The organism is Bradyrhizobium sp. Pha-3 (assembly GCF_042258615.1).
Classification (GTDB): Bacteria; Pseudomonadota; Alphaproteobacteria; order Rhizobiales; family Xanthobacteraceae; genus Bradyrhizobium.
Genome location: NZ_CP170152.1, coordinates 6120756 through 6142535, shown reverse-complemented (window position 1 = coordinate 6142535; position 21780 = coordinate 6120756). Strand labels below are relative to the sequence as shown.

Below are 21780 nucleotides of genomic sequence, written 5' to 3'. Positions count from 1 at the left end.
CAGGTCATGGTCATCAACTCGCGCTTCTTCAATCGCTCCGAACTGCTCGGCTTCCTCGCGCTCGCGGTGCTGCTCCTTGTCATCCTGCCGCTGTCGCTGGATATCTTCCGCCTCAACCTGGTCGCCAAATATCTGACCTACGCCTTCGTCGGCATCGGGCTCGTGCTGTGCTGGGGCTATGGCGGGATCCTCAGCCTGGGGCAGGGCGTGTTCTTCGGCCTCGGCGGCTACTGTATGGCGATGTACCTCAAGCTCGAGGCGTCCTCGGTCGCGAACACCAAGATCCAGTCGACGCCGGGTATTCCAGACTTCATGGACTGGAACCAGATCACGCAGCTGCCGCTGTTCTGGAAGCCGTTCCACAGTTTTCCGGTCACGGTGCTGGCGATCTTGCTGGTTCCCGCCTTCTTCGCGCTGATCATCGGCGCTGCGATGTTCAAGCGCCGGGTCGGCGGCGTGTACTTTGCGATCATCACGCAGGCGATCGCCGCGATCCTCACCATCCTGATCGTGGGGCAGCAGGGCTACACCGGTGGCATCAACGGCATCACGGATCTACGCACGCTGCACGGCTGGGACATCCGCACCGATCACGCCAAGTTCATTCTGTATTTCGTCGAGGTTGTGCTGCTGTTCGGATGCATCGTTGCCGCGCAATTCATCCGGCTGACAAAACTCGGGCGCATCCTGGTGGCGATGAGGGAGCAGGAGGATCGCGTGCGCTTCTCCGGTTATAGCGTCGCCAATTTCAAGATCTTCGCGTTCTGTGCCGCGGCGGTGTTCGCTGCGATCGGCGGCGCCATGTTCACGCTCGAAGTCGGCTTCATGTCGCCGTCCTTTGTCGGCATCGTGCCGTCGATCGAGATGGTGATCTACACGGCGGTCGGCGGCCGGATGTCGATCTTCGGCGCGGTCTGGGGCGCGTTGCTGGTCAATTTCGCCAAGACCAGCCTTTCGGAATCCTTCCCGCAGCTCTGGCTGTTCGGCCTCGGCGCGCTGTTCATCGCGGTCGTGCTGGCCTTCCCGAACGGGCTCTCCGGCATCTGGGCCGATCATGTCCAGCCCCGCATTGATCGCCTGTTCGCATCACGCAAATCGAAATCGGCGGCCGGCCTGATCGCCGACGGCGCACCGGCCGAGTGAGGGGGATCATCATGCTCGTCGGCCATCAGCCCAAGGACTTCCTGCTCGCGGTCTCCGGACTCACCGTGTCCTTTGACGGCTTCAAGGCCGTCAACGATCTCTCCTTCTATGTCGAGGAGAACGAGATCCGCGTCATCATCGGCCCGAACGGCGCCGGCAAGACCACCGTGCTCGACCTGATCTGCGGCAAGACCCGGGCTACCTCAGGCTCGATCCAGTTCCGCGGCCAGGAGCTGACGAGATTGCGCGAGAACGAGATCGTGCAGGCCGGCGTCGGCCGCAAGTTCCAGACGCCCTCGGTGTTCGAGGACCTCACCGTGTTCGAGAACCTCGAAATCTCCTACCCGCGCGGCCGCACCGTGTTCGGCTCGCTGACCTTCCAGCGCGACGACGCGGTCAAGCAGCGGGTCGAGGAGGTCGCCGAGATGATCTTCCTGAAGGACCGCCTCAATACCTATGCCGACCAGCTCAGCCACGGCCAGAAGCAGTGGCTCGAGATCGGCATGCTGCTGATCCAGGACCCGGACCTCTTGATGCTCGACGAGCCGGTGGCCGGCATGAGCGTCTCCGAGCGTGCCAAGACCGCCGAGCTGCTCAACCGCATCATCAAGGACCGGTCGGTGCTGGTGATCGAGCACGACATGAAGTTCGTCGAAGACATCGCGCACAAGGTCACGGTGCTGCATCAGGGCCAGATCCTGTCAGAGGGCACGATGGAGCACGTCAAGAACGATCCCAAGGTGATCGAAGTCTATCTGGGGCACTGACGGATGATCAGGATCGGTCGAGCCCCGAACTCGATTCACCTCTCCCACAAGGGGAGAGGTGAAGAACAGTGCCCGGTTCTAGGAGCTATCGATGCTGGCAATCAATGATCTTCACGTCGCCTACGGCCAGAGCGAGGTGCTGCACGGCCTCAATGTCTCAGTCGCACCCAACGAGATCGTTGCAATCATGGGCCGCAACGGTATGGGCAAGACCACGCTGATGAAGTCGCTGATGGGCATCCTGCCGGCCAAGAGCGGCAAGGTGACGATGGACGGCACTGAGCTCGGTGCGATGAAGAGCTACGAGCGGGTCGCCAAAGGTCTCGCCTACGTGCCGCAGGGCCGCATGATCTTCTCCACCATGACGGTGAAGGAGAACATCGAGACCGGGCTCGTGGTGTCAGGCGGTTCCGAGGTGCCCGGCGACATCTATGAGCTGTTTCCGGTGCTGCTCGAGATGAAGGGCCGCCGTGGCGGCAATCTCTCGGGCGGACAGCAGCAGCAGCTCGCGATCGCCCGCGCGCTGGCGACCAAGCCGAAGGTGCTGCTGCTCGACGAGCCGACCGAAGGCATCCAGCCGTCGATCATCAAGGACATGGCGCGCACCCTGAAGCGGATCCGCGACGAACGGGGGCTGTCGATCGTTGTCTCCGAGCAGGTTCTGAGCTTCGCGCTCGACATCGCCGACCGCGTGCTCGTCATCGAGAACGGCGAGATCGTCCGCGACGATCCGCGCGCCAGCGTCGATGCCGCGCAAATCTCCAAATATCTGTCTGTCTAACCGAGCGTGATCCGGAAAAGTGTGAAGCGGTTTTCCGACCAGATCACGCTCAAACTTTTAACTATGTAAACCAAGGGGAGCATCTCGATGCCTGATACACTGATCAAGGTCGATCTCAGCAAGTCGGCCTATGAAAACGACAAGATTCACAACCGCTGGCATCCGGAGGTTCCGATCGTCGAGTGGGTCAGCCCCGGCGACGACTTCATCATCGAGACCGTCGACTGGACCGGCGGCTTCATCAAGAACAACGATTCCGCCGATGACGTGCGCGACATCGATCTGTCGATCGTGCACTTCCTCTCGGGTCCGATCGGCGTCAAGGGCGCCGAGCCCGGCGATCTCCTCGTCGTCGACCTGCTCGACGTCGGTCCGTTGAAGGAGAGCCTGTGGGGCTTCAACGGCTTCTTCTCCAAGCAGAATGGCGGCGGCTTCCTCACCGACCATTTCCCGCTGGCGCAGAAGTCGATCTGGGACATCAAGGGCCTCTACACCTCGTCGCGCCACATCCCCGGCGTGAACTTCGCCGGCCTGATCCATCCCGGCCTGATCGGCTGTCTGCCCGACGCCAAGATGCTGGCGGCCTGGAACAAGCGCGAAGCCGAGTTGATCGCGACCAACCCGACCCGCGTGCCGGGTCTCGCCAATCCGCCGTTCGCGCCGACCGCACATGCCGGCCAGGCCAAGGGTGACGTCAAGGCCAAGATCGGGCTTGAGGGTGCCCGCACCGTGCCGCCGCGCGAGCATGGCGGCAATTGCGACATCAAGGATCTGTCGCGCGGCTCGAAGATCTACTTCCCGGTCTATGTGCCGGGCGGCGGGCTTTCGATGGGCGATTTGCATTTCAGCCAGGGCGACGGCGAGATCACCTTCTGCGGCGCCATCGAGATGGCCGGATGGCTGCACATCAAGGTCGACGTCATCAAGGACGGCGTCTCGAAATACGGCATCAAGAACCCCGTGTTCAAGCCGTCGCCGATCACGCCGAACTACAAGGACTATCTGATCTTCGAGGGCATCTCGGTCGACGAGGCCGGCAAGCAGCACTATCTCGACGTCCATATCGCCTACCGCCAGGCCTGCCTGAACGCGATCGAATACCTGAAGAAGTTCGGTTACTCCGGCGCCCAGGCCTATTCGATCCTCGGCACCGCGCCGTGCCAGGGCCATATCTCGGGTGTGGTCGACGTGCCCAACGCCTGCGCCACGCTGTGGCTGCCGACGGAGATATTCGACTTCGACGTCATGCCGTCATCGGCAGGTCCGATCAAGCATATCAAGGGCGACGTGCAGATGCCGATCTCGCCCGACAAGTGATCCTTTAGGTGATCCCTGCGCGAAGGGTGCGGGACGGCTGCGTATTGGCCGCCCCGCATCCGCCGCCAGACATCGCACATGACTGCGCAAGGATACGAAAATGCCGATCTACGAATATCTCTGCAACGATTGCGGCCCGTTCACCGACATGCGGCCGATGGCGGAATGCGACCTGCCGCAGGACTGTCCGCAATGCGATACGACGTCGCCGCGCGTGATCCTCACTGCACCGGCGTTCTTCTGCATGCCCTCCGACAAGCGCAAGGCGCACGCCACCAACGAGCAGAGCCGGCACGCGCCGAAAACGCTCGATCAGTACAAGGCCGCGCACGGCCCGGGCTGCGGCTGTTGTTCCACGGGAAAGAAGAAGCCGGCACGGCTGATGACCAAGACCAAGAGCGGCGCCAAGGGCTTTCCGACCGCGCGCCCCTGGATGATCAGCCACTAGAGCGGGACGAGATTTGGTTGAATCGGCTCGCGGCGGTCTCGTTTCACCTCTCCCCGACGGGGAGAGGTCGGATTGCGAAGCAATCCGGGTGAGGGCGCTTGCCCTCTCGTTGGAGCGTAACCCCTCACCCGATTTGCTGTGCAAATCGACCTCTCCCAAGGGAGAGGTGAACCTCCGATGCCGATCCAGCTTAACCTAATCTCATCATGCTTTAGAGCCGGAGGCGTGGCTGCTCGTCAGGCCTGTTCGGCAACCTTCAGCGCCTCGGTGCGGATCTCCTCGACCAGCCGCTCCTTCAGCGCGACGAATTCGGGCGTGGTCTTGATCTTGTAGGAGCGGGGATGCGGCAGGTCGACCGCGATCTCCGCCTTGATGCGGCCGGGCCGCGCGCTCATGACGATGACGCGGCTGCCCAGGAAGATTGCTTCCTCGATGTCGTGGGTGACGAACAGCACCGTCTTCTGGTCACGCTCCCAGATCCCGAGCAGCATTTCCTGCATCAATGCGCGCGTCTGGTTGTCGAGCGCGCCGAATGGCTCGTCGAGCAGCAGGATCTTCGGATCATTGGCCAGCGCGCGGGCGATCGCGGTGCGCTGCTGCATGCCGCCCGACAGCTGCTTGGGCCAATGGTTCTCGAAGCCGGATAGTCCGACCCGGCGAATGAAGGCGTCGGCGATGTCATGGCGCCCTTGTTGCGGAACGCCGCGCTCGCGCAGGCCGAAGGCGATGTTCTCACGCACGGTCAGCCACGGAAACAGCGTGTAGGACTGAAACACCATGCCGCGATCGGCGCCGGGGCCGGTGACCTCGCGGCCATCGAGCGTGACGCGTCCGCTGGTCGGCCGGTCGAGCCCGGCGATGATCCGGAGCAGGGTGGACTTTCCGCAGCCGGACGGGCCGAGGATGGTGACGAAGTCGTTGTCGCCGACATCGAGCGTGGTCGGCTCGAGCGCCCTTGTCGGCGCGTTGCCGGCGCGGGCGGGGAAGGTTCGCGAGACCTGATCGATCCTGAGCGCGGTCATGCGAGCTTCCATGGGAACAGCCAGGCGTTGAACGCCTTGAACAGGAAATCGGAGATCAGGCCGATCAGCCCGATGACGATGATGCCGAAGATGATCTGGCCGGTGTTGAGCAGCGCCTGGCTGTCGGTGATCATGTGTCCGATGCCGGACGATGAGCCGATCAGTTCGGCCACGATGACGTAGGTCCAGGCCCAGCCGAGCACCAGCCTCAGGATCTCGGCGATCTCGGGCGCGGCCGAAGGCAGCAGCACACGGCGGATGACGCCGCTGTCGCGCGCACCGAGCGTGTAGGCGGCTTCGACCAAGTCGCGCCGTGTGGCTCCGACGGTCACGGCCACCATCAGGATGATCTGAAACACCGCGCCGATGAAGATCACGAGCAGCTTTTGCAGTTCGCCGATGCCCGCCCACAGGATCAGCAGCGGGATGAAGGCGGACGCCGGCAGATAGCGCGCAAAGGACACGAAGGGTTCGAGGAAAGCCTCGACCGGCTTGTAGGCCCCCATCAGCACGCCGAGCGGCACTGCGATCACGGCGGCAAGGGCAAAACCGCCGATGACCCGCCAGACCGTCATCCCGATGTCGAACAGGAAGCCCTGCTTGGCGAGCAGCTCATAGCCTTCCTGCACCATGGTCAGTGGGTTGGCGAGGAATGTCTTCGAGACATGGCCGCCGAACGTTGCCCAGGACCAGAGGGCGACGAACAGCACGAAGAAGGCGAGGCCGTAGACCACGCGCTGCTTCGACGTTGTGGGCTCGAGGGGACGCATCAATTTGTCCAGGCGTATCTCATGCGCCAGTCCCGCCCGGCTTTCGCGAGGCGGGACCGGCCGAAATGATGGCTGCGTTACTTGATGAAGCTGGCGTCGTAGATGTCTTCAACCTTCGGCGCGGCCTTGATGATGCCGACCTCGAGCAGCAGCTCCGCGGCGTCCTTGTTGAAGCTGAGGAAGTCGCCGGCGAAGAACTTCTGATTGGCGGCCTTGTCCTGCCAGCGCAGGTACTTTGCCGAATTGCCGAACTGCTCGCCGGACTGCTTTACGTCCGCGCCCATGATCTCATAGGCCTTGGCCTGATCCTTGGCGATCATGTCGAGCGCCTCGAAATAGCTGTTGGCCAGCGCCTGGGCTGCCTTCGGATTGTCGGTCAGGAATTTCGGGGTGCAGCCGAACGTGTCCATCACGATCGGATAGTCGAGCGTGGTGGCGATGATCTTGCCCTTGTCGGGGGCGGCGCGCACGGTCGACAGATAAGGCTCGTAGGTCATCGCGGCATCGTTCTGGCCGGAGACGAAAGCCTGCGCCGCGGCGGCGGGCTCCAGATTGACCACGGTGACATCCTTCACCGAGAGGCCGTTCTTCTTGAGCATCCAGGCCAGCGCGAAATAGGGCGAGGTGCCCGGTGCGGATGCCGCGACGGTCTTGCCCTTGAGGTCCTTGATCGCGGCGACGTCATTGCGCACGGCCATGCCGTCGGCGCCATAGCTCTTGTCGAGCTGGAAGATCTGCTTGGTCGCGACGCCATTGGCATTCCAGGAGATCCAGGTCTCCACCGTCGTCGCCGCGCACTGGATGTCGCCCGAGGCGATCGCCAGATGCCGGTCCTTCTGCGGGATCTTCTTCAAGGTCACGTCGAGGCCGTTCTTCTTGAAGATGCCGGCCTCCTTGGCGAGCGTCAGCGGCGCGAAGCCGGTCCAGCCGGAGATGCCGACGCCGACTTTGACGTCATCCGCGAACGCGGCGGTGGACGCGAGCAAAGCTGCGATTGCGGGCAATAGCTTGAACGAACGCATGATTATCGACCCCTTGAACGATGGATTGAACCCTGTTGATGTCGTCACGTCAGTGATGTCTTCACGTCAGTCGCGGCGGATTGCCGCATGATGCATGTCTGTGGATGGTGGCTCATGATGCATTGCATGAAATATGCGGCGCAAGCCGTCTTCAGCCTCCCTTGAAGCGAGCCACCAAGCGGTGCGTGTCGCCTGGATAGTGCAGCCGCACTGCCGTCACCGTGCGCGCGCTGCGCCAGGTGTAGCGGTCGATCACGAGGCAGGGCGCGCCGACCGCGATGTCGAGCGCCTTTGCCGTGCGATCGTCCGCAACGACCGCGCTGATCGTATGTTCAGCCTCGGTCCACGGCACGTGATGCAGCAGCCATGATCCCGGAGGTTCACGCGCAAAGTCTGCCGTCGCGGCCTCCGGAACCGTGGAGAGATCGATCAGCCTGTCTTCAACCGCAAACGGCACATTGTCGGCGCTGTGCCGGCATGCGATCGCGATCACCTTGCCGGCCGTGCTCACGCCGAGCCGGGCACGATCGGCCGCGGTCGCGGTGCGACGCCGGCAATCGATCAGCTGATAGCCGTAGCTGCGGCCGAGCGCGGTGATCTCGGCACGCATGTCGGCAATCTTGAGCACCGCCGACAGATGCTGCGGACGGCGTACGAATGAGCCGGCACGCCGCCGCCGCTCGATCAGGTCGGCTTGTGCGAGCTCTGACAGCGCCTTGTTCACGGTCATGCGCGAGCAGCGATACCGCGCCATCAACTGGTGCTCGTAGGGGATACGGTGGCCCGGTGGCCATTCGCCGGTCAGGATCCGCGTCTCGATATCGAGCCTGATCCGCTTGTAGAGCGTCGGCTTGCCGGCAGCGGCAGGGCGGGCCCGATCGGAGGCGAGGCTCATGCGACGAGCCTCCGCACGCTCGCGTTGAACCGCTCGCGCGCCTTGTCGCGCAGCCTGTGCCGTCCGCCCGCGACGAGCTTGTCGCCGCCGGCCCACACGCAATCGATCGCATCGCTTCCGGCCGCAAACAGCCAGCCGTCGAGAATGGCATCGCCCGACCGTCCCGCCAGGGATGGGTGTGAAGCGTCGAGGGTGACGATATCGGCGCGGGCGCCGGGCGCGAGCCCAACTATGGTTTGTGCCAAAGCTTGCGCGCCGCCGACGAGCGCGTGGTCGAACAGTGCGCGGCCGGTGGATGCACCCGGACGCCCGGAGAGCACATTGCGCTCGCGATGCTTCAGCCGCTGGCCGTATTCGAGTTGACGAAGCTCGTCGGCGACCCCGACCAGCACGTTGGAATCCGTTCCGATGCCGAACCGGCCGCCGGCGGCAATGAATTCGCGCGCCGAAAAGATGCCGTCGCCGAGGCTGGCTTCGGTCACCGGGCAGAGGCCTGCAACCGCGCCGCTGCCGGCGAGCGCAGCGACTTCCCGATCCGTCATGTGGGTCGCGTGAATCAGGCACCAGCGCTGATCGACGGGAGCGTTCTCCAGCAGCCATTCCACCGGCCGCTGCCCCGACCAGGCCATGCAATCCTCGACTTCGCGCACCTGCTCGGCGGCGTGGATGTGGATTGGATCCGTCCCGGCAAGCGGAATGATCGCCGCGAGCTCATCGGGCGCCACCGCGCGCAGGCTGTGCGGGGCGATGCCGATGTTGGCGCCAGGGAGTGTTCGGATCGCCTCGCGCGATGCCGCCATCAGCGCGGCGAATTGATCGACCGAGCAGATGAAGCGACGCTGCCCGGCATGGGGTGCTGCGCCGCCGAAAGTGCCGTGGGCATAGAAACTCGGCAGCAGCGTAAGCCCGATGCCGGATGCCTCAGTCGCCTCCGCAATGCGCACGGCCATCTCAGCCGGATTGGCGTAGGGCGAGCCGTCGCGATCATGATGGAGATAGTGGAACTCACCCACGCGGGTAAAGCCGCGCTCGAGCATCTCGACATAGAGCAGGGTCGCAACGGCGTCGACATCGTCCGGCGTCATCGTCAACGCAAAGCGATACATCGTCTCGCGCCAAGTCCAGAACGTGTCGGTGGTGTCGCCGCGCAGTTCGGCAAGGCCGGCCATGCCGCGCTGGAACGCGTGGCTGTGCAGGCTCGCCAATCCCGCAACTGCCAATTGGTGACGTTCATCTCCGGCGGCGGGGGGCACGCCTGCCGTCACCGAGGCGATCGCGCCGTCGGTGACCACAACCTGCACGTCATTGGCCCAGCCCGAGGGCAGCAGCGCGAATGCGAAATGCAGTCGTGTCATTTTTCCATGCCGGCTGGACAGAACCGGGACACGATTATATGTCTAGACATATAAGTCAAGCATCCCACCTTGAGGGGACGATCGCATGGCAGAGCGTTTCGACCGCATCTGGCACAACGCCCGGCTCGCCACGATGCGAGGCGATGGCGCCGGTCTCGGCGAGATCGAGCGCGGCCTGGTCGCGGCGCGTGACGGCCGCATCGTCTATGCAGGCGCGCAGTTGGACTTTCCTGTGGATGCGGACGCCGTTGAGCGGATCGATTGCGGCGGCCGCTGGATCACGCCCGGGCTGGTGGATTGCCACACCCATCTCGTCTTTGGCGGCAATCGCGCGCACGAGTTCGAGCTTCGCCTGAAGGGCGCGAGCTATGAGGAGATCGCGCGCGCGGGCGGCGGCATCGTCTCGACCGTTGCCGCGACGCGCAGCGCGACCGAGGCCGAGCTCGTCGCCGGCGCGCTGCCGCGGCTCGACGCGCTGGTCGGCGAGGGGGCAACCACCGTCGAGATCAAGTCCGGCTATGGCCTTAACGTCGAGACCGAGATGCGGCAGCTTGCGGCGGCACGCAGCCTCGGCCGCCTGCGGCCGGTTGCGATCCGCACATCCTTTCTGGGTGCGCACGCGTTGCCGCCCGAAGCCGATGGCGACAAGGACCGCTACATCGATCTGGTTTGCAACGAGATGCTGCCGGCGGTGGCCAAGGCCGGCCTTGCCGATGCCGTCGACGGCTTCATGGAAGGCATCGCATTTTCCGGAGAGCAGACGGCCCGGGTGTTCGCGGCGGCGCGTGCGCTGGGGCTGCCTGTCAAGCTGCATGCCGACCAGCTGTCAAATCTCGGCGGCGCGGCGCTCGCCGCACAGTTCTCCGCGCTATCAGCCGATCATCTGGAGCACACCGACGAAGCCGGTGCTGTCGCGATGGCCAAGGCCGGCACGGTCGCGGTGCTGCTGCCCGGTGCGTTCTATTTCATTCGCGAAACGCAGAAGCCGCCGGTCGAGCTGTTCCGCAGCCACGGCGTGAACATGGCGCTTGCGACCGACTGCAATCCCGGTAGCTCGCCGCTGACCTCGCTTCTGCTTGCGATGAACATGGGCGCAACGCTGTTCCGGATGACCGTCGCCGAATGCCTCGCCGGGGTGACGCGGGAAGGGGCGCGCGCGCTCGGCCTGCTCGCCGAGACCGGCACGTTAGAGGCCGGCAAAAGGTGCGATCTGGCGATCTGGGACATCGAGCGTCCGGCCGAGCTGGTTTATCGCATCGGCTTCAATCCGCTGCACCGGCGGGTGTGGAGGGGCCAATGAGCGATCCGGCTGTCCCCATTGTCGTGAAGCCCGGAGCGGTCGGCCTCGACGTCCTGGCGCGCGTGCTCGCAGGCGCGCCCATCGTGCTCGATCCCTCGTTCTGGCCGCGCGTCGAGGCGGCCGCGGGGATCGTGGCGAAAGCGGCGCAGACCGACGTGCCCGCGTACGGCATCAATACCGGTTTCGGGAAACTGGCGTCGACGCGGATCGCCCCCGACCAGACGACGCTGCTTCAACGCAACCTGATCCTGTCGCATTGCTGCGGGGTAGGCCCGGCCACGCCCGAGCCGATCGTGCGCCTGATGATGGCATTGAAAGTGATTTCGCTCGGCCGTGGCGCGTCCGGCGTACGTCGCGACGTCATCGAGCAGTTGCAGGGCATGCTGGCGCGCGGCGTCACGCCGCTGGTGCCGCAGCAGGGTTCGGTCGGCGCCTCCGGCGATCTGGCGCCGCTCGCCCATATGACCGCAGTCATGATCGGGGAGGGGCAGGCATTCCTTGAGGGCAAGATCGTGCCGGGCCACGAAGCGCTTGCCGCTGCCGGCCTTGGGCCGTTGACGCTCGGCCCCAAGGAGGGGCTCGCGCTGATCAACGGCACGCAATTTTCGACTGCCTATGCGATTTCCGGCCTGCTGCGCGCGCATCGTCTCGCCTGTGCCGCACTGGTGACCGGTGCACTGTCGGTCGATGCGGCGATGGCCTCCACGGTGCCGTTTCGTCCCGAGATTCAGTCCCTGCGCGGCCATGATGGGCAGATCGCTGCGGCTGCGGCCCTGACCGCGCTGCTCGATGGCAGCGACATCAGGCAATCGCATCTCGAAGGCGACGAGCGCGTGCAGGACCCGTATTGCCTGCGTTGCCAGCCGCAGGTCGCGGGCGCCGTGCTCGACCTGCTCGTGCAGGCCGCTCGCGGTCTGACCGTTGAGGCCAATGCCGTGACGGACAACCCGCTGGTCCTGGTCGAGACCGGCGAGATCGTCTCGGGCGGCAATTTTCATGCTGAACCGGTGGCGTTCGCCGCCGACCAGATCGCGCTGGCGCTTTCGGAGATCGGCGCCACCAGCGAGCGCCGGATCGCGACGCTTGTCGACCCCGCGCTGAACTTCGGCCTGCCGCCGTTCCTGACCCCCGAGCCCGGCATCAATTCCGGGTTCATGATCGCCGAGGTGACGGCGGCGGCGCTCTATGCCGAGAACAAGCAACGTGCGATGCCGTGCTCGATCGACTCCACGCCGACCAGCGCCAATCAAGAGGATCACGTCTCGATGGCCGCGCATGCCGCGCGCCGGCTGTCCGACATGGCCGACAACCTTGCGGCTATCCTCGGCATCGAGCTTCTGGTCGCCGCGCAAGGCATCACGCTGCGCGCACCACACGCGACCAGCGCACCGCTCGCTGCGGTCATTGCTGCGCTGCGCGAGCATGTTCCGGCGCTCGCAGCGGATCGTTACATGGCCGACGATCTCGCACGGGCCGCGTCGCTGGTCGAAGCCGACGCGCTGCCCGCCACTGCGATCGCGGTCCTTTCGTCCGATCCGTTTCCAAAACTTGCTTAGCCGACAGGGGCATCCGTCATGAACCGCCGACTGGATAACGAACGTATCATCCGCGCTCCCCGCGGCGCCGACATCAGCGCGAAGAGCTGGTTGACGGAAGCGCCGCTGCGCATGCTGATGAACAATCTCGATCCCGACGTCGCCGAGCGTCCGAGCGAGCTCGTGGTCTATGGCGGCATCGGCCGTGCGGCGCGCGACTGGGAGAGCTTTGACCGGATCGCTGCCTCCTTGCGCAAGCTCGAAGGCGACCAGACGCTGCTGGTGCAATCCGGCAAGCCGGTCGGCATCTTCCGCACCCATGCGGATGCGCCGCGCGTCCTGATCGCGAATTCGAATCTGGTGCCGCATTGGGCGACGCTCGACCATTTCAACGAGCTCGACCGGCAGGGCCTGATGATGTTCGGCCAGATGACGGCAGGCTCGTGGATCTATATCGGCAGCCAGGGGATCGTGCAGGGGACCTACGAGACGTTTGTCGAGGTCGGCCGCCGGCACTATGGCGGCAGCCTCGCCGGGAAATGGATCCTGACGGCGGGCCTCGGCGGCATGGGTGGCGCCCAGCCGCTGGCCGCGACCATGGCCGGCGCCTCGATGCTCGCCGTCGAGTGCCAGCCGAGCCGCATCGAGATGCGGCTGCGGACAGGTTACCTCGATCGGCAGGCTGCGACGCTCGACGAAGCGCTGGCGATCATTGCGGACGCGGCCAAGCCCCATAAGCCGGTGTCGGTCGGCCTGCTCGGCAATGCGGCGGAGATCTTTCCGGAGCTGGTGCGCCGCGGCGTGCGGCCGGACATCGTCACCGATCAGACCAGCGCGCACGATCCGATCAACGGCTATTTGCCCAAGGGATGGACGCTCGCCGAATGGGAGGCGCGGCGCGCCGCCGATCCGAAGGCGGTCGAGACCGCGGCCAAGACCTCGATGGTCGATCACGTGCAGGCCATGCTGGATTTCCACGCGCAGGGAATCCCGACGCTCGACTACGGCAACAACATCCGCCAGATGGCGAAGGACATGGGCCTGAAGCAGGCGTTCGATTTTCCGGGTTTCGTTCCGGCCTATATCCGTCCGCTGTTCTGCCGCGGCGTCGGGCCGTTCCGCTGGGCGGCGCTGTCAGGTGATCCCGAGGACATCTTCAAGACCGATGCCAAGGTCAAGGAGCTGATGCCCAACGATGGTCATCTGCACAACTGGCTCGACATGGCGAAGGCGCGCATCAAGTTTCAGGGGCTGCCGGCGCGGATTTGCTGGGTCGGTCTCGGCGACCGCCATCGCCTTGGCCTTGCCTTCAACGAGATGGTGGCGCGCGGCGAGCTCAAGGCGCCGATCGTGATCGGCCGCGATCATCTCGACAGCGGGTCGGTGGCAAGCCCGAACCGCGAGACCGAGGCGATGCGCGACGGCTCGGACGCCGTGTCCGACTGGCCGTTGCTCAACGCGCTCCTCAACTGTGCGAGCGGCGCCACCTGGGTATCGCTGCACCACGGCGGCGGCGTCGGCATCGGCTATTCGCAGCACGCCGGCATGGTGATCGTCGCAGACGGCACGCCCGAGGCGGCGCGCCGGCTCGAGCGCGTGCTGTGGAACGACCCGGCGACGGGGGTCATGCGCCACGCCGACGCTGGCTATGAAACCGCGATCGAATGCGCCCGCGCCAACGGGCTCGATCTGCCGAGCTTGCGCGCCTGAGATGACGTTGGCGAGAGGCCACTGATAACGGTTCTCGCCAACTCGGCCTCAATCGGCCGACAGCGGCTCGCCGGTCAGCGACCAGCTCTCGCCATCAAACGTCGCGATCCGCAAGGTCCTGAACGGCGTGTAGTCGCCGGGCCGGGTGCTGATCGAGACGCCCGGCAGCATCATCGGCAGCCGCTCGCCGTTCAGCGACGTCGCCTGTTTGATCAGGTTCTCGCGGGTCAGGTCGTCGCCGCATTTGCGCAATGCCAGCTCCACGGCGTGCACGTTCATATAGGCAACCAGCACGGAATAGTCGTCCGGGTTGGCCGAAGGGGCGTACGTCTTCAGGAAATCCTTGTAGGCCTTGACCTCATCGTCATTGGCCCAGGCCGGGTCGCCGGGCTGCTTGAGGAATTGCGTGGTGACCAACCCCTTCGATGCTTCGAGGCCTGCGGGCTTCAGGATGGTTTCGACCGATGCCGTCGAGCCGCCGATCACGTGCAGCGGTTTCCAGCCGAGCTCGTAGACCTTGCGGATCGATTGCGCGGCGGCCTTCGATGACGACTGCTCGATCAGCGTGTCGACGCCGGCGGCCTTCAGCTGGACGATCTGCGAGTCGATCGTCGGGTCGGCGAGTTCGTAGGAGGCCTGGGCGACGATCAGTTCGGCCCTCGGACCGAGACCGGCGCGGAGGCCCTTGAGATAGTCCTTGCCGTAGTCGTCATTCTGGTAGAGCACGCCGATCCTCGCGTCGGGCTTTGCGCTCAGGATGTACTTGGCGACAACGCGGCCTTCGGTTTCGAAGTCCGGATAGAGCGGGATCGTCCACGGGAACCTCTTGGGATCGTTGAAGCGGCGTCCGCCGGCGGTGATGAAGAGCTGCGGCACCTGCTTGGCGTTGAGGTATTTCTGGATCGCGACGTTGGGCGCGGTGCCGATCGTGCCGACCTCGGCCAAGATGCCGACGTCTTCGATCAGCTTGCGCGATTGCTCGACCGCTTTCGGCGCGCTGTAGGCGTTGTCGAGCTGGGTGAAGTTGATCTTGCGTCCGTTGATGCCGCCCTTCGCATTCAGCATCTCGAAATAGCCGACCACGGCGCGCCCGGCGCCGGCGCCGAACGCTGAGGCGGGGCCGCTCAGCGGCGTCGATTGGCCGAGCTTGATCTCGGTATCGCTGGCGCCGGGTCCATAGGCTTTCTGCGCGTAGGCAGGCGCCGCCAGCAGGGCTGACAGCGCGACGGCCGCCAAAGCCCGGTCGATGATGTAGTTCAAGGTCGTTTCTCCCTGTAATTCGTTTCTTGTTGCAATCGATCTGCGCTAGCGCAGCAGCTCGCGGGCGATCACCACGCGCTGGATCTGGTTGGTGCCTTCGAAAATCTGGGTCAGCTTGGCGTCGCGCATCATGCGCTCGACCGGATAGTCCATGGTGTAGCCATAGCCGCCGAAGATCTGGACCGCGTCGGTCGTGACCTTCATGGCCATGTCGCTGCCGACGCATTTGGCCATGCTGGCAAGCACGTTGAGGCGCTTCCAGTCGCCGGCATCGCCGGCGCGGGCGCATTCGTAGACCAGTGCACGGGCCGCCTCGATCTGCATGGCCATGTCGGCGAGCATGAACTGCACGCCTTGGAACTCGGCGATCGGTTGCTTGAACTGCTTGCGCTCCTTGGCGTAGGCGATGCAGGCATCGAGCGCGCCCTGAGCGAGGCCGACCGACTGGGCGCCGATGGTCGGGCGGTTGAGGTCGAGCGCACGCATCGACGCGCGAAAGCCCTTGCCCTCCTCGCCGACGAGATTTTCGGCCGGCACCCGGACATTGTCGAAGAAGATCGGCGTGTTGGGGGCGCCGCGAAAGCCCATCTTGCGCTCGTGGCGGCCGAACGTAATGCCCGGCATCTTCTTCGGCTCGACGATGAAGGCGCTGATTCCGTCGGCGCCGGCGCCGTCGCTGGTCCGCGCCATCACCACGATGTAGTCCGCGACGACGCCGTAGCTGCACCACTGCTTGCGGCCGTTCAGGACATAGCTGTCGCCGTCCTTCCGGGCGCGGGTGTTGAGCGCGGCGACGTCGGAGCCGGCCTGCGGCTCGGAGATCGCGATCGCCGTGACCACGCCGCCCTGGGCGATGATCGGCAAATATTTCTGGCGCTGCTCTTCCGAACCGAAATGCAGCAGCGGCATGATGAACATGGTGTTGAGTGCCGCGATCGATGCGCAGGCGGGCGAGACCTTCGAGATCTCCTCGCGCGCGATGCAGGCCATGGTCAGGTTGCCGTTCGGGCCGCCATAGCGCTCCGGCACCCAGAGCTGCATCAGCCCCATCTCGCCGAACAGCTTGACCAGCTCGAGCGGGAAGCGGTCGGTCTCGTCGATCTCGGCGGCGATCGGCGCCACGTGCCTGGCGACCATCCTGCGCACGTTGTCGCGGAAGGCGACCTGCTCCTCGGAAAAACTCATACGGACTCCCGTCTGTTTTCTTTGCCGGAAGCCAAAAAGGGGCTTCCATTGAATGGGTGATCCATTTAATAATTCACCGCATGAGCACCAAGTCAAGCCCTCGCGCGCCGCAGCGCCCCCGCACCGCCTCGCCGAACCGCAGGGAGCGGGCCACCGATCTCCGTGCCGCCGCCACCGCGGCCGCGCCGACATTCAAGCCGATCCACACCAGGCGGACGTTCGAGGAGATCTGCGAGCGGATTCGCGAGCAGCTGGCGCTCGGCGTGCTGAAGCCCGGCGACAAGCTGCCGGCCGAGCGCGAGCTCGCCCAGCAGCTAGGCGTCAGCCGGAACGTGCTGCGGGAGGCGCTGCGCAGCCTGGAGATGGCCGGCGTGCTGCGGCTGCAAAAGGGCGTCAAGGGCGGCGCCTTCATCCAGCAGGGCGACACCCGGCGCATGAACGAGGTCATGCGCGACATGCTGAGCCTCGGGACGATATCCGTGCGGGAATTGTCGGAGGCGCGGGTCCACGTGCTCGACCTTGTGGTGCAGCTGGCGTGCGCAAATGCACGAAGGGGCGACCTCGATGCGCTGGAAGCCAATATCGAGCGAACGGAGCTTGCGACCAAGGAAGGTCGGCTGCTCGATCGGGTCGAATGCTCGCGCGAGTTCTACAGGCTGCTGGCTGCGTCGACCGGCAACAAGGTGATCGCGATGATCGTCGACTCGGTCACCGAGATCCACATGCGCTTCGTCTATGCCAAGGTCGCCTCGAGCGGGGTTGCGATGGCGCGGCTCGCCGAAAAGCGGCGGCAATTCCTGGCGGCGCTGAGCGAACGAAACGTGGCGCTGGCGAGCCGGTTGCTGCATTCGCACCTGGAATCGGTGCAGCGCATGCTGGAGCAGGACCCGGGGGCCATGTCGCTTCACGTCGCATTGGCCGACGTACAGCCCGGACTGCGCCGGTAGCGCGCCGCGCCGGCGAATAAATCAACACTCAAACAGCAACAACAACGGAGGCAAACGTGTCCAACTACGCCAAGTATGAATGCCTGACGGTCGAGGTCGCGGACAAGGTCGCGACCGTGACCTTGAATCGCCCGCAGGCGCGCAATGCCATCAACCAGAAGCTGATCCGCGAGTTGCGGACGATCTGGGACGACCTCGCCGACGATCACGCCGTCAATGCCGTGGTGCTGACCGGCGCCGGCGACTTCTTCAGCGTCGGTGGTGACGTGAAGGCGATGTCCGAGCGGCCGGGCGGCGACGTGCTCGAGGAGGGCGAAGTCCACGATCCCATGATCAGCCGGCGCGGCGTCACCCGCCAGCTCGAGCTCGACAAGCCGATCATTGCGGCGATCAACGGCGACGCCATCGGCCTTGCGGCGACCCATGCGCTGCTCTGCGACATCACCGTGATGGCCGAAGATGCCCGGATCGGCGACACCCACGTCTCGCGCGTCGGCCTGGTCGCGGGCGACGGCGGCACGGTGATCTGGCCCTTGCTGATCGGCATCAACAAGGCCAAGGAATTCCTGATCCGCGGCACGCTCCTGAAGGGCAAGGAGGCGGAGCGGATCGGGCTGGTCAACCATGTCGCGCCGCGCGCCGAAGTGTTGGCCAAGGCTCGCGAGATTGCGGTCGAACTCGCGAACGGTCCGACCTGGGCCATTCGCTGGACCAAGCTGTCGATCAACCAGATCGTCAAGGAGCGCGTGAACATGCTGCTGGAGGCTTCAATGGCGCTTGAGCAGGTGACGTTCGAGACCGCCGACCACAAGGAAGCGACGATGTCGTTCAAGGAGAAGCGCAAGCCCAGGTTCGGCCAGGCATAGCTCGGGGGCCGGGCCATGGCCGCGACCGAAGCGTCGAATGACGATGTCGCAGGAATGCTGCGCGATTCCTTGCGCGGCTTCCTCGACGAGCATTGGCGTCCGCGCGGCGCAACGGCGTCGTCCTCGCCGGACGAGGTGTCGGCGGTCTGGCGCAAGCTCGTCGGGCAGGGCGTCGCCGCGCTCGGTGCAGAGCAAAGCGAAGGCGGGCTCGCCGAGATTCTCGTGGTCATGGCAGAGCTCGGTCGCGCCGGGTGTCCGGCGCCGATGTGGTCTGCGGCGCTCGCCAATCTTGCGATCGCCGGATCGCAGGCCGACGTCGTGGTGGACCTCCTGGAGCGGCTGCATTCCGGGAAGGCGATCGTCGCCTTCTCGTTCGGGGCGCTGGATCGCGATCCTGGGGTGGGCTCGATCGAGGTCACGGACCTCAAGGCAACGGGTGTGCTTCGCTTTGTCGAGGCTGCGGGAGGCGCCACGCATCTTCTCGTCGCGCTCGATCAAGCACATTTTGCGCTGATCGATCTTGGCGGTCCCGGCGTGGAATGCGTCGCGACCCGCGCGATGGGGGCGTGGGGACTCTGCGAGCTCAGGCTGAACGCAGCGCCGCTCACGCGCGTTCCCGTCAGGGCGGCCGATCTGGACGATCTCCGCATCAAGGGAAAGGCGGCGTTGACCGCGCGCGCCTACGGCGCGGCGCGGCGTGTGTTTGAGCTGGCCGTGGATTACGCCAAGGAACGGCACCAGTTCGGACAACCGATCGGCCAGTTCCAGGCGATCCAGCACAAACTGGCAAACTGCCTGATCGCACTCGAGGGCGTCAGGCTGATCCTCGAGCATACCGCCAGACTGCATGATGGCGGCGACGACGACTGGCGCTACTTTGCCGATTGCGCATCGGCGTTCTCCGGCAATGCGTTGCGGCAGGTCTCGCTGGAGACCCAGCATACATTCGGCGCGATCGGCTACGCCGAGGAGCACGAGGCGCCGATCCATTTCAAGCGCGTGCATCTCGATACGATCGCGCTCGGTGGCGCCGCGGATGCAAAGCACAGATTGGCCGCGCGACTGTTGGATGCGGACGGCGCCGGACTGCCGCAATACAACCTCGGGCCCGCCGGAAATGCGTTTCGCGAGCAGGTCCGGCGCTGGCTCGAACAAAACTGGACCGGAGACACGAAGCAGGCCTTCGACCAGAGGCCGTTCGCCAAGCGTGAGTTCGATGCGAACTTCGCCCGAAATATCGGCGAGACCGGATGGATTGGCCTCGGATGGCCGGAGCAGTTCGGCGGCCAGGCACGCTCTGCGCTGGAGCAGATCGCCTTCATGGAGACGATGGAGCACGGCGAGGCACCAAGGATCGGCGCGGCGATCCAGGCCAATGCGCTGATGATGTTCGGCACACCAGAGCAGCAGCAGAAATATCTTCCGGAAATGCTGCGCGGCGAAGCCATGCACGGCATGGGTTACAGCGAGCCGCAGGCGGGCTCGGATCTTGCGGCGCTGCGCACCAGCGCGATCAGGGACGGCGATCACTGGGTGATCAACGGCCAGAAGATCTGGACCACCACCTGGTGGGGCAAATACATGTTCCTCGCCGCGCGGACCGACAAGGATGCCAAACCGCCGCATGCCGGCATCAGCATGTTCATCGTGCCGATGGATGCGCCGGGCATCACCATCCGTCCATCCGTCACCATGTATGACGGCACGTTTGCCAACATCTTCTACGACAACGTTCGGATTCCCGCCGGAAACCTGGTTGGCGAGGTCAATGGCGGCTGGAAGGTGCTGACCGGCGCGCTGGCCTTCGAGCGAGGACTGGTCGGTGGAGGCATCGTCCTGAAGGTCGCGCACGCCTTCGAGCAGCTGCGTTCGCATGTCATCGGCGATCGGTCCTTGGCCGATGACCCGATCGTCCGCGACAGGATGGCGACCCTGGCATCCGAGATCGAGATCGGCCGCCTATTGATGATGCATTGTGCCGAGCTTGCCGCCGATGGCGCGACGCCGCCGGAATATGGCGCGATCAGCAAGGTGTTCTCCGGAGAGCTGATGGAGCGCTTCGGCGAGGCCGCACTCGACATTCTCGGGATGCGCGCGGCGCTGTCCGAGCAGATGCCGGGCGCGATCGACAACGGCCGCTTCGAGCAGAACCTGCGGCACTCGCTGATGTGGGTGATTAGCATCGGGACCAACGAGATTCAGCGCAGCCTGATCGCGCAACGCGCGCTCGGGCTGCCGAGGTAGGAGAGATCGGATGCAGAAGGATGGCGACAGGGCGCCGCTCGCCGGTGTGCGGGTGCTGGATTTTTCCATCATGGTGGCGGGGCCGTATTGTGCGCGGCTGCTCGCCGACGTCGGGGCCGAGGTCATCAAGATCGAGCCGCCGGAAGGTGACGACATGCGGCTGCGGACGCCGCTGCGCGAAGGCCACAGCACCTATTTCGGCCAGCTCAATGCCGGCAAGCGCAGCCTGGCGCTGGACCTGAAGAACGCCGATGCCATCAAGCTCGTGCATCGCATGGTCGCGGAGGCGGACATCCTCGTCGAGAATTTCCGTCCGGGAGTGATGGATCGGCTCGGCCTCGGCTATGACGCGCTTCGCGAGATCAACCCGCGCCTGATCTATTGCTCGATCTCGGGCTATGGGCAGACAGGCCCCGCTGCCGAGCGCGCGGCCTACGCCATGATCGTGCACGCCGAAAGCGGATTCGATACCTCGCTGATGCGCTATGCCGGCGACCGGGAGCGTCCGGCCGCCGGCGCGATCTTTGTCGCCGACATCCTCGGCGGCATCTTCGGCTATTCCGCGATCCAGACCGCGATGGTCCAGCGCGAACGCACCGGCAAGGGGCAGCGCGTCGATGTGGCCTTGATGGACTGCATGCTCAACCTGCTGGTCTATGAACTCCAGGAAGCCCAGTTCCCGATCAGCGCGCCACGTCCGACCTATGGGCCGGTCCGCACCCGCGATGGCGATATCCTGATCGCTCCGGTCACGCCGCGCAATTTTGCGGCGCTGTGCGAGGTCACGGGGCAGGACGAGCTGGCGAACGATCCGCGCTTTGCGACCATTCCGGCGCGCGGCGCCAACTGGACCGCCATGATGCAGGTGATCGAGCAATGGACCGAGCGTCACACCGTCGCTGAATGCATCGCGGCGCTTGATCGTGCTGGCGTTCCTTGCGCCGAGTACCGGACGCCGGGCGCGGCGCTGACCGATGCCCATCTGCGTCAACGTGGTGTGTTTGGCACGGTCTCGGATGGCGCCGGCGAATTCGTCGGCGTCAATGCGCCATGGCAGATGTCCGGGGCCGATACATCGATCGGAAGTCAAGTGCCCGGGATCGGCGCGCAGCGGGACGATGTGCTGTCGCGGATCCTCGGATTGTCGCCGGACGCAATCGCGGCGCTCGCCGCTGCGGGCACGTTTGGCAGGACGCAGGCCTAGGCAGCGATC

At 65.0% G+C, this 21780-nt stretch carries 19 protein-coding genes; 12 read left to right on the top strand and 7 right to left on the bottom strand.

Features of this window, described 5'->3' with window-relative positions; translation table 11 throughout:
- Positions 1-6 precede the first annotated feature (6 nt).
- The 5 genes from urtC (at position 7) to ACE10Z_RS29140 (ending at position 4456) form a co-directional block, all read left to right on the top strand.
- Positions 7-1143: an urea ABC transporter permease subunit UrtC gene (urtC, locus tag ACE10Z_RS29160; protein WP_375783842.1), complete on the top strand. Its 1137-nt coding sequence runs from the start codon at positions 7-9 to the stop codon at positions 1141-1143.
- A gap of 11 nt (positions 1144-1154) precedes the next feature.
- Positions 1155-1910: an urea ABC transporter ATP-binding protein UrtD gene (gene urtD, locus ACE10Z_RS29155; RefSeq protein WP_063695194.1), complete on the top strand. Its 756-nt coding sequence runs from the start codon at positions 1155-1157 to the stop codon at positions 1908-1910.
- 91 nt (positions 1911-2001) lie between these two features.
- On the top strand, positions 2002-2691 hold the full coding sequence (urtE, locus tag ACE10Z_RS29150) for an urea ABC transporter ATP-binding subunit UrtE (RefSeq protein ID WP_050400072.1): 690 nt from the start codon (positions 2002-2004) through the stop codon (positions 2689-2691).
- An 87-nt stretch (positions 2692-2778) separates the two neighbouring features.
- A complete protein-coding gene (gene fmdA / locus ACE10Z_RS29145; protein WP_176532317.1) occupies positions 2779-4008 on the top strand; it encodes a formamidase in 1230 nt (409 codons plus the stop codon).
- Between the two features lie 100 nt (positions 4009-4108).
- Entirely contained in the window at positions 4109-4456 is a 348-nt protein-coding gene (locus tag ACE10Z_RS29140; RefSeq protein WP_092125367.1) for a zinc ribbon domain-containing protein, read from the top strand.
- Between the two features lie 236 nt (positions 4457-4692).
- Here the strand turns inward: ACE10Z_RS29140 and ACE10Z_RS29135 are convergent, their stop codons facing one another.
- From ACE10Z_RS29135 to ACE10Z_RS29115, 5 genes are all read right to left on the bottom strand, one after another.
- Positions 4693-5478 carry an ABC transporter ATP-binding protein gene (locus ACE10Z_RS29135; protein ID WP_375780129.1) on the bottom strand — a complete coding sequence of 262 codons (786 nt, stop codon included), beginning with the start codon at positions 5476-5478 and terminating at the stop codon, positions 4693-4695.
- Positions 5475-6248, bottom strand: a complete 774-nt coding sequence (locus ACE10Z_RS29130; RefSeq protein ID WP_375783841.1) for an ABC transporter permease — start codon at positions 6246-6248, stop codon at positions 5475-5477. Before ACE10Z_RS29130 ends, ACE10Z_RS29135 begins: the two co-directional genes overlap by 4 nt.
- Before the next feature lie 77 nt (positions 6249-6325).
- Positions 6326-7270, bottom strand: coding sequence for an ABC transporter substrate-binding protein (locus tag ACE10Z_RS29125; protein WP_375783840.1), 945 nt, complete (start codon positions 7268-7270; stop codon positions 6326-6328).
- A gap of 151 nt (positions 7271-7421) precedes the next feature.
- On the bottom strand, positions 7422-8165 hold the full coding sequence (gene hutC / locus ACE10Z_RS29120; protein ID WP_375783839.1) for a histidine utilization repressor: 744 nt from the start codon (positions 8163-8165) through the stop codon (positions 7422-7424).
- Positions 8162-9520 (bottom strand): formimidoylglutamate deiminase, encoded by a 1359-nt coding sequence (locus tag ACE10Z_RS29115; protein ID WP_375783838.1) that lies wholly within the window; start codon positions 9518-9520, stop codon positions 8162-8164. Before ACE10Z_RS29115 ends, hutC begins: the two co-directional genes overlap by 4 nt.
- Positions 9521-9605: 85 nt before the next feature.
- Between ACE10Z_RS29115 and hutI the strand changes: the two genes are divergently transcribed.
- The 3 genes from hutI to hutU are packed head-to-tail and all read left to right on the top strand — an operon-like array spanning position 9606 to position 14065.
- Complete coding sequence (hutI, locus tag ACE10Z_RS29110; RefSeq protein ID WP_375783837.1) at positions 9606-10820, top strand: imidazolonepropionase; 1215 nt, start codon at positions 9606-9608, stop codon at positions 10818-10820.
- Positions 10817-12376 (top strand): histidine ammonia-lyase, encoded by a 1560-nt coding sequence (hutH, locus tag ACE10Z_RS29105; RefSeq protein WP_375783836.1) that lies wholly within the window; start codon positions 10817-10819, stop codon positions 12374-12376. The genes hutI and hutH overlap by 4 nt, the downstream gene beginning before the upstream one ends.
- 18 nt (positions 12377-12394) lie before the next feature.
- Positions 12395-14065 carry a urocanate hydratase gene (gene hutU / locus ACE10Z_RS29100; protein ID WP_375783835.1) on the top strand — a complete coding sequence of 557 codons (1671 nt, stop codon included), beginning with the start codon at positions 12395-12397 and terminating at the stop codon, positions 14063-14065.
- A gap of 48 nt (positions 14066-14113) precedes the next feature.
- On the opposite strand, the gene ACE10Z_RS29095 is transcribed toward hutU, so the two are convergent.
- Entirely contained in the window at positions 14114-15316 is a 1203-nt protein-coding gene (locus ACE10Z_RS29095; RefSeq protein ID WP_375789946.1) for an ABC transporter substrate-binding protein, read from the bottom strand.
- A 54-nt stretch (positions 15317-15370) separates the two neighbouring features.
- A complete protein-coding gene (locus ACE10Z_RS29090; RefSeq protein ID WP_375783834.1) occupies positions 15371-16510 on the bottom strand; it encodes an acyl-CoA dehydrogenase family protein in 1140 nt (379 codons plus the stop codon).
- A gap of 80 nt (positions 16511-16590) precedes the next feature.
- Here ACE10Z_RS29090 and ACE10Z_RS29085 point away from each other — a divergent pair, with 80 nt between their 5' ends.
- The 4 genes from ACE10Z_RS29085 to ACE10Z_RS29070 are packed head-to-tail and all read left to right on the top strand — an operon-like array spanning position 16591 to position 21771.
- The gene (locus tag ACE10Z_RS29085) at positions 16591-17457 is read left to right on the top strand and encodes a FadR/GntR family transcriptional regulator (protein ID WP_375783833.1); all 867 of its coding nucleotides are present in this window, start codon (positions 16591-16593) and stop codon (positions 17455-17457) included.
- Positions 17458-17513: 56 nt separating this feature from the next.
- A complete protein-coding gene (locus ACE10Z_RS29080; RefSeq protein WP_245452754.1) occupies positions 17514-18323 on the top strand; it encodes an enoyl-CoA hydratase/isomerase family protein in 810 nt (269 codons plus the stop codon).
- A gap of 15 nt (positions 18324-18338) precedes the next feature.
- Positions 18339-20567, top strand: a complete 2229-nt coding sequence (locus ACE10Z_RS29075) for an acyl-CoA dehydrogenase (RefSeq protein ID WP_375783832.1) — start codon at positions 18339-18341, stop codon at positions 20565-20567.
- 10 nt (positions 20568-20577) lie between these two features.
- A complete protein-coding gene (locus ACE10Z_RS29070; RefSeq protein WP_375783831.1) occupies positions 20578-21771 on the top strand; it encodes a CaiB/BaiF CoA transferase family protein in 1194 nt (397 codons plus the stop codon).
- Positions 21772-21780 lie beyond the last annotated feature (9 nt).

Excerpts from the sequence above, each read along its gene's own strand:
- urtC (WP_375783842.1), top strand. The coding sequence starts at position 7 with ATGGTCATCAACTCGCGCTTCTTCAATCGCTCCGAACTGCTCGGCTTC.
- urtD (WP_063695194.1), top strand. The coding sequence starts at position 1,155 with ATGCTCGTCGGCCATCAGCCCAAGGACTTCCTGCTCGCGGTCTCCGGA.
- urtE (WP_050400072.1), top strand. The coding sequence starts at position 2,002 with ATGCTGGCAATCAATGATCTTCACGTCGCCTACGGCCAGAGCGAGGTG.
- fmdA (WP_176532317.1), top strand. The coding sequence starts at position 2,779 with ATGCCTGATACACTGATCAAGGTCGATCTCAGCAAGTCGGCCTATGAA.
- ACE10Z_RS29140 (WP_092125367.1), top strand. The coding sequence starts at position 4,109 with ATGCCGATCTACGAATATCTCTGCAACGATTGCGGCCCGTTCACCGAC.
- ACE10Z_RS29135 (WP_375780129.1), bottom strand. The coding sequence starts at position 5,478 with ATGACCGCGCTCAGGATCGATCAGGTCTCGCGAACCTTCCCCGCCCGC.
- ACE10Z_RS29130 (WP_375783841.1), bottom strand. The coding sequence starts at position 6,248 with ATGCGTCCCCTCGAGCCCACAACGTCGAAGCAGCGCGTGGTCTACGGC.
- ACE10Z_RS29125 (WP_375783840.1), bottom strand. The coding sequence starts at position 7,270 with ATGCGTTCGTTCAAGCTATTGCCCGCAATCGCAGCTTTGCTCGCGTCC.
- hutC (WP_375783839.1), bottom strand. The coding sequence starts at position 8,165 with ATGAGCCTCGCCTCCGATCGGGCCCGCCCTGCCGCTGCCGGCAAGCCG.
- ACE10Z_RS29115 (WP_375783838.1), bottom strand. The coding sequence starts at position 9,520 with ATGACACGACTGCATTTCGCATTCGCGCTGCTGCCCTCGGGCTGGGCC.
- hutI (WP_375783837.1), top strand. The coding sequence starts at position 9,606 with ATGGCAGAGCGTTTCGACCGCATCTGGCACAACGCCCGGCTCGCCACG.
- hutH (WP_375783836.1), top strand. The coding sequence starts at position 10,817 with ATGAGCGATCCGGCTGTCCCCATTGTCGTGAAGCCCGGAGCGGTCGGC.
- hutU (WP_375783835.1), top strand. The coding sequence starts at position 12,395 with ATGAACCGCCGACTGGATAACGAACGTATCATCCGCGCTCCCCGCGGC.
- ACE10Z_RS29090 (WP_375783834.1), bottom strand. The coding sequence starts at position 16,510 with ATGAGTTTTTCCGAGGAGCAGGTCGCCTTCCGCGACAACGTGCGCAGG.
- ACE10Z_RS29085 (WP_375783833.1), top strand. The coding sequence starts at position 16,591 with ATGAGCACCAAGTCAAGCCCTCGCGCGCCGCAGCGCCCCCGCACCGCC.
- ACE10Z_RS29075 (WP_375783832.1), top strand. The coding sequence starts at position 18,339 with ATGGCCGCGACCGAAGCGTCGAATGACGATGTCGCAGGAATGCTGCGC.
- ACE10Z_RS29070 (WP_375783831.1), top strand. The coding sequence starts at position 20,578 with ATGCAGAAGGATGGCGACAGGGCGCCGCTCGCCGGTGTGCGGGTGCTG.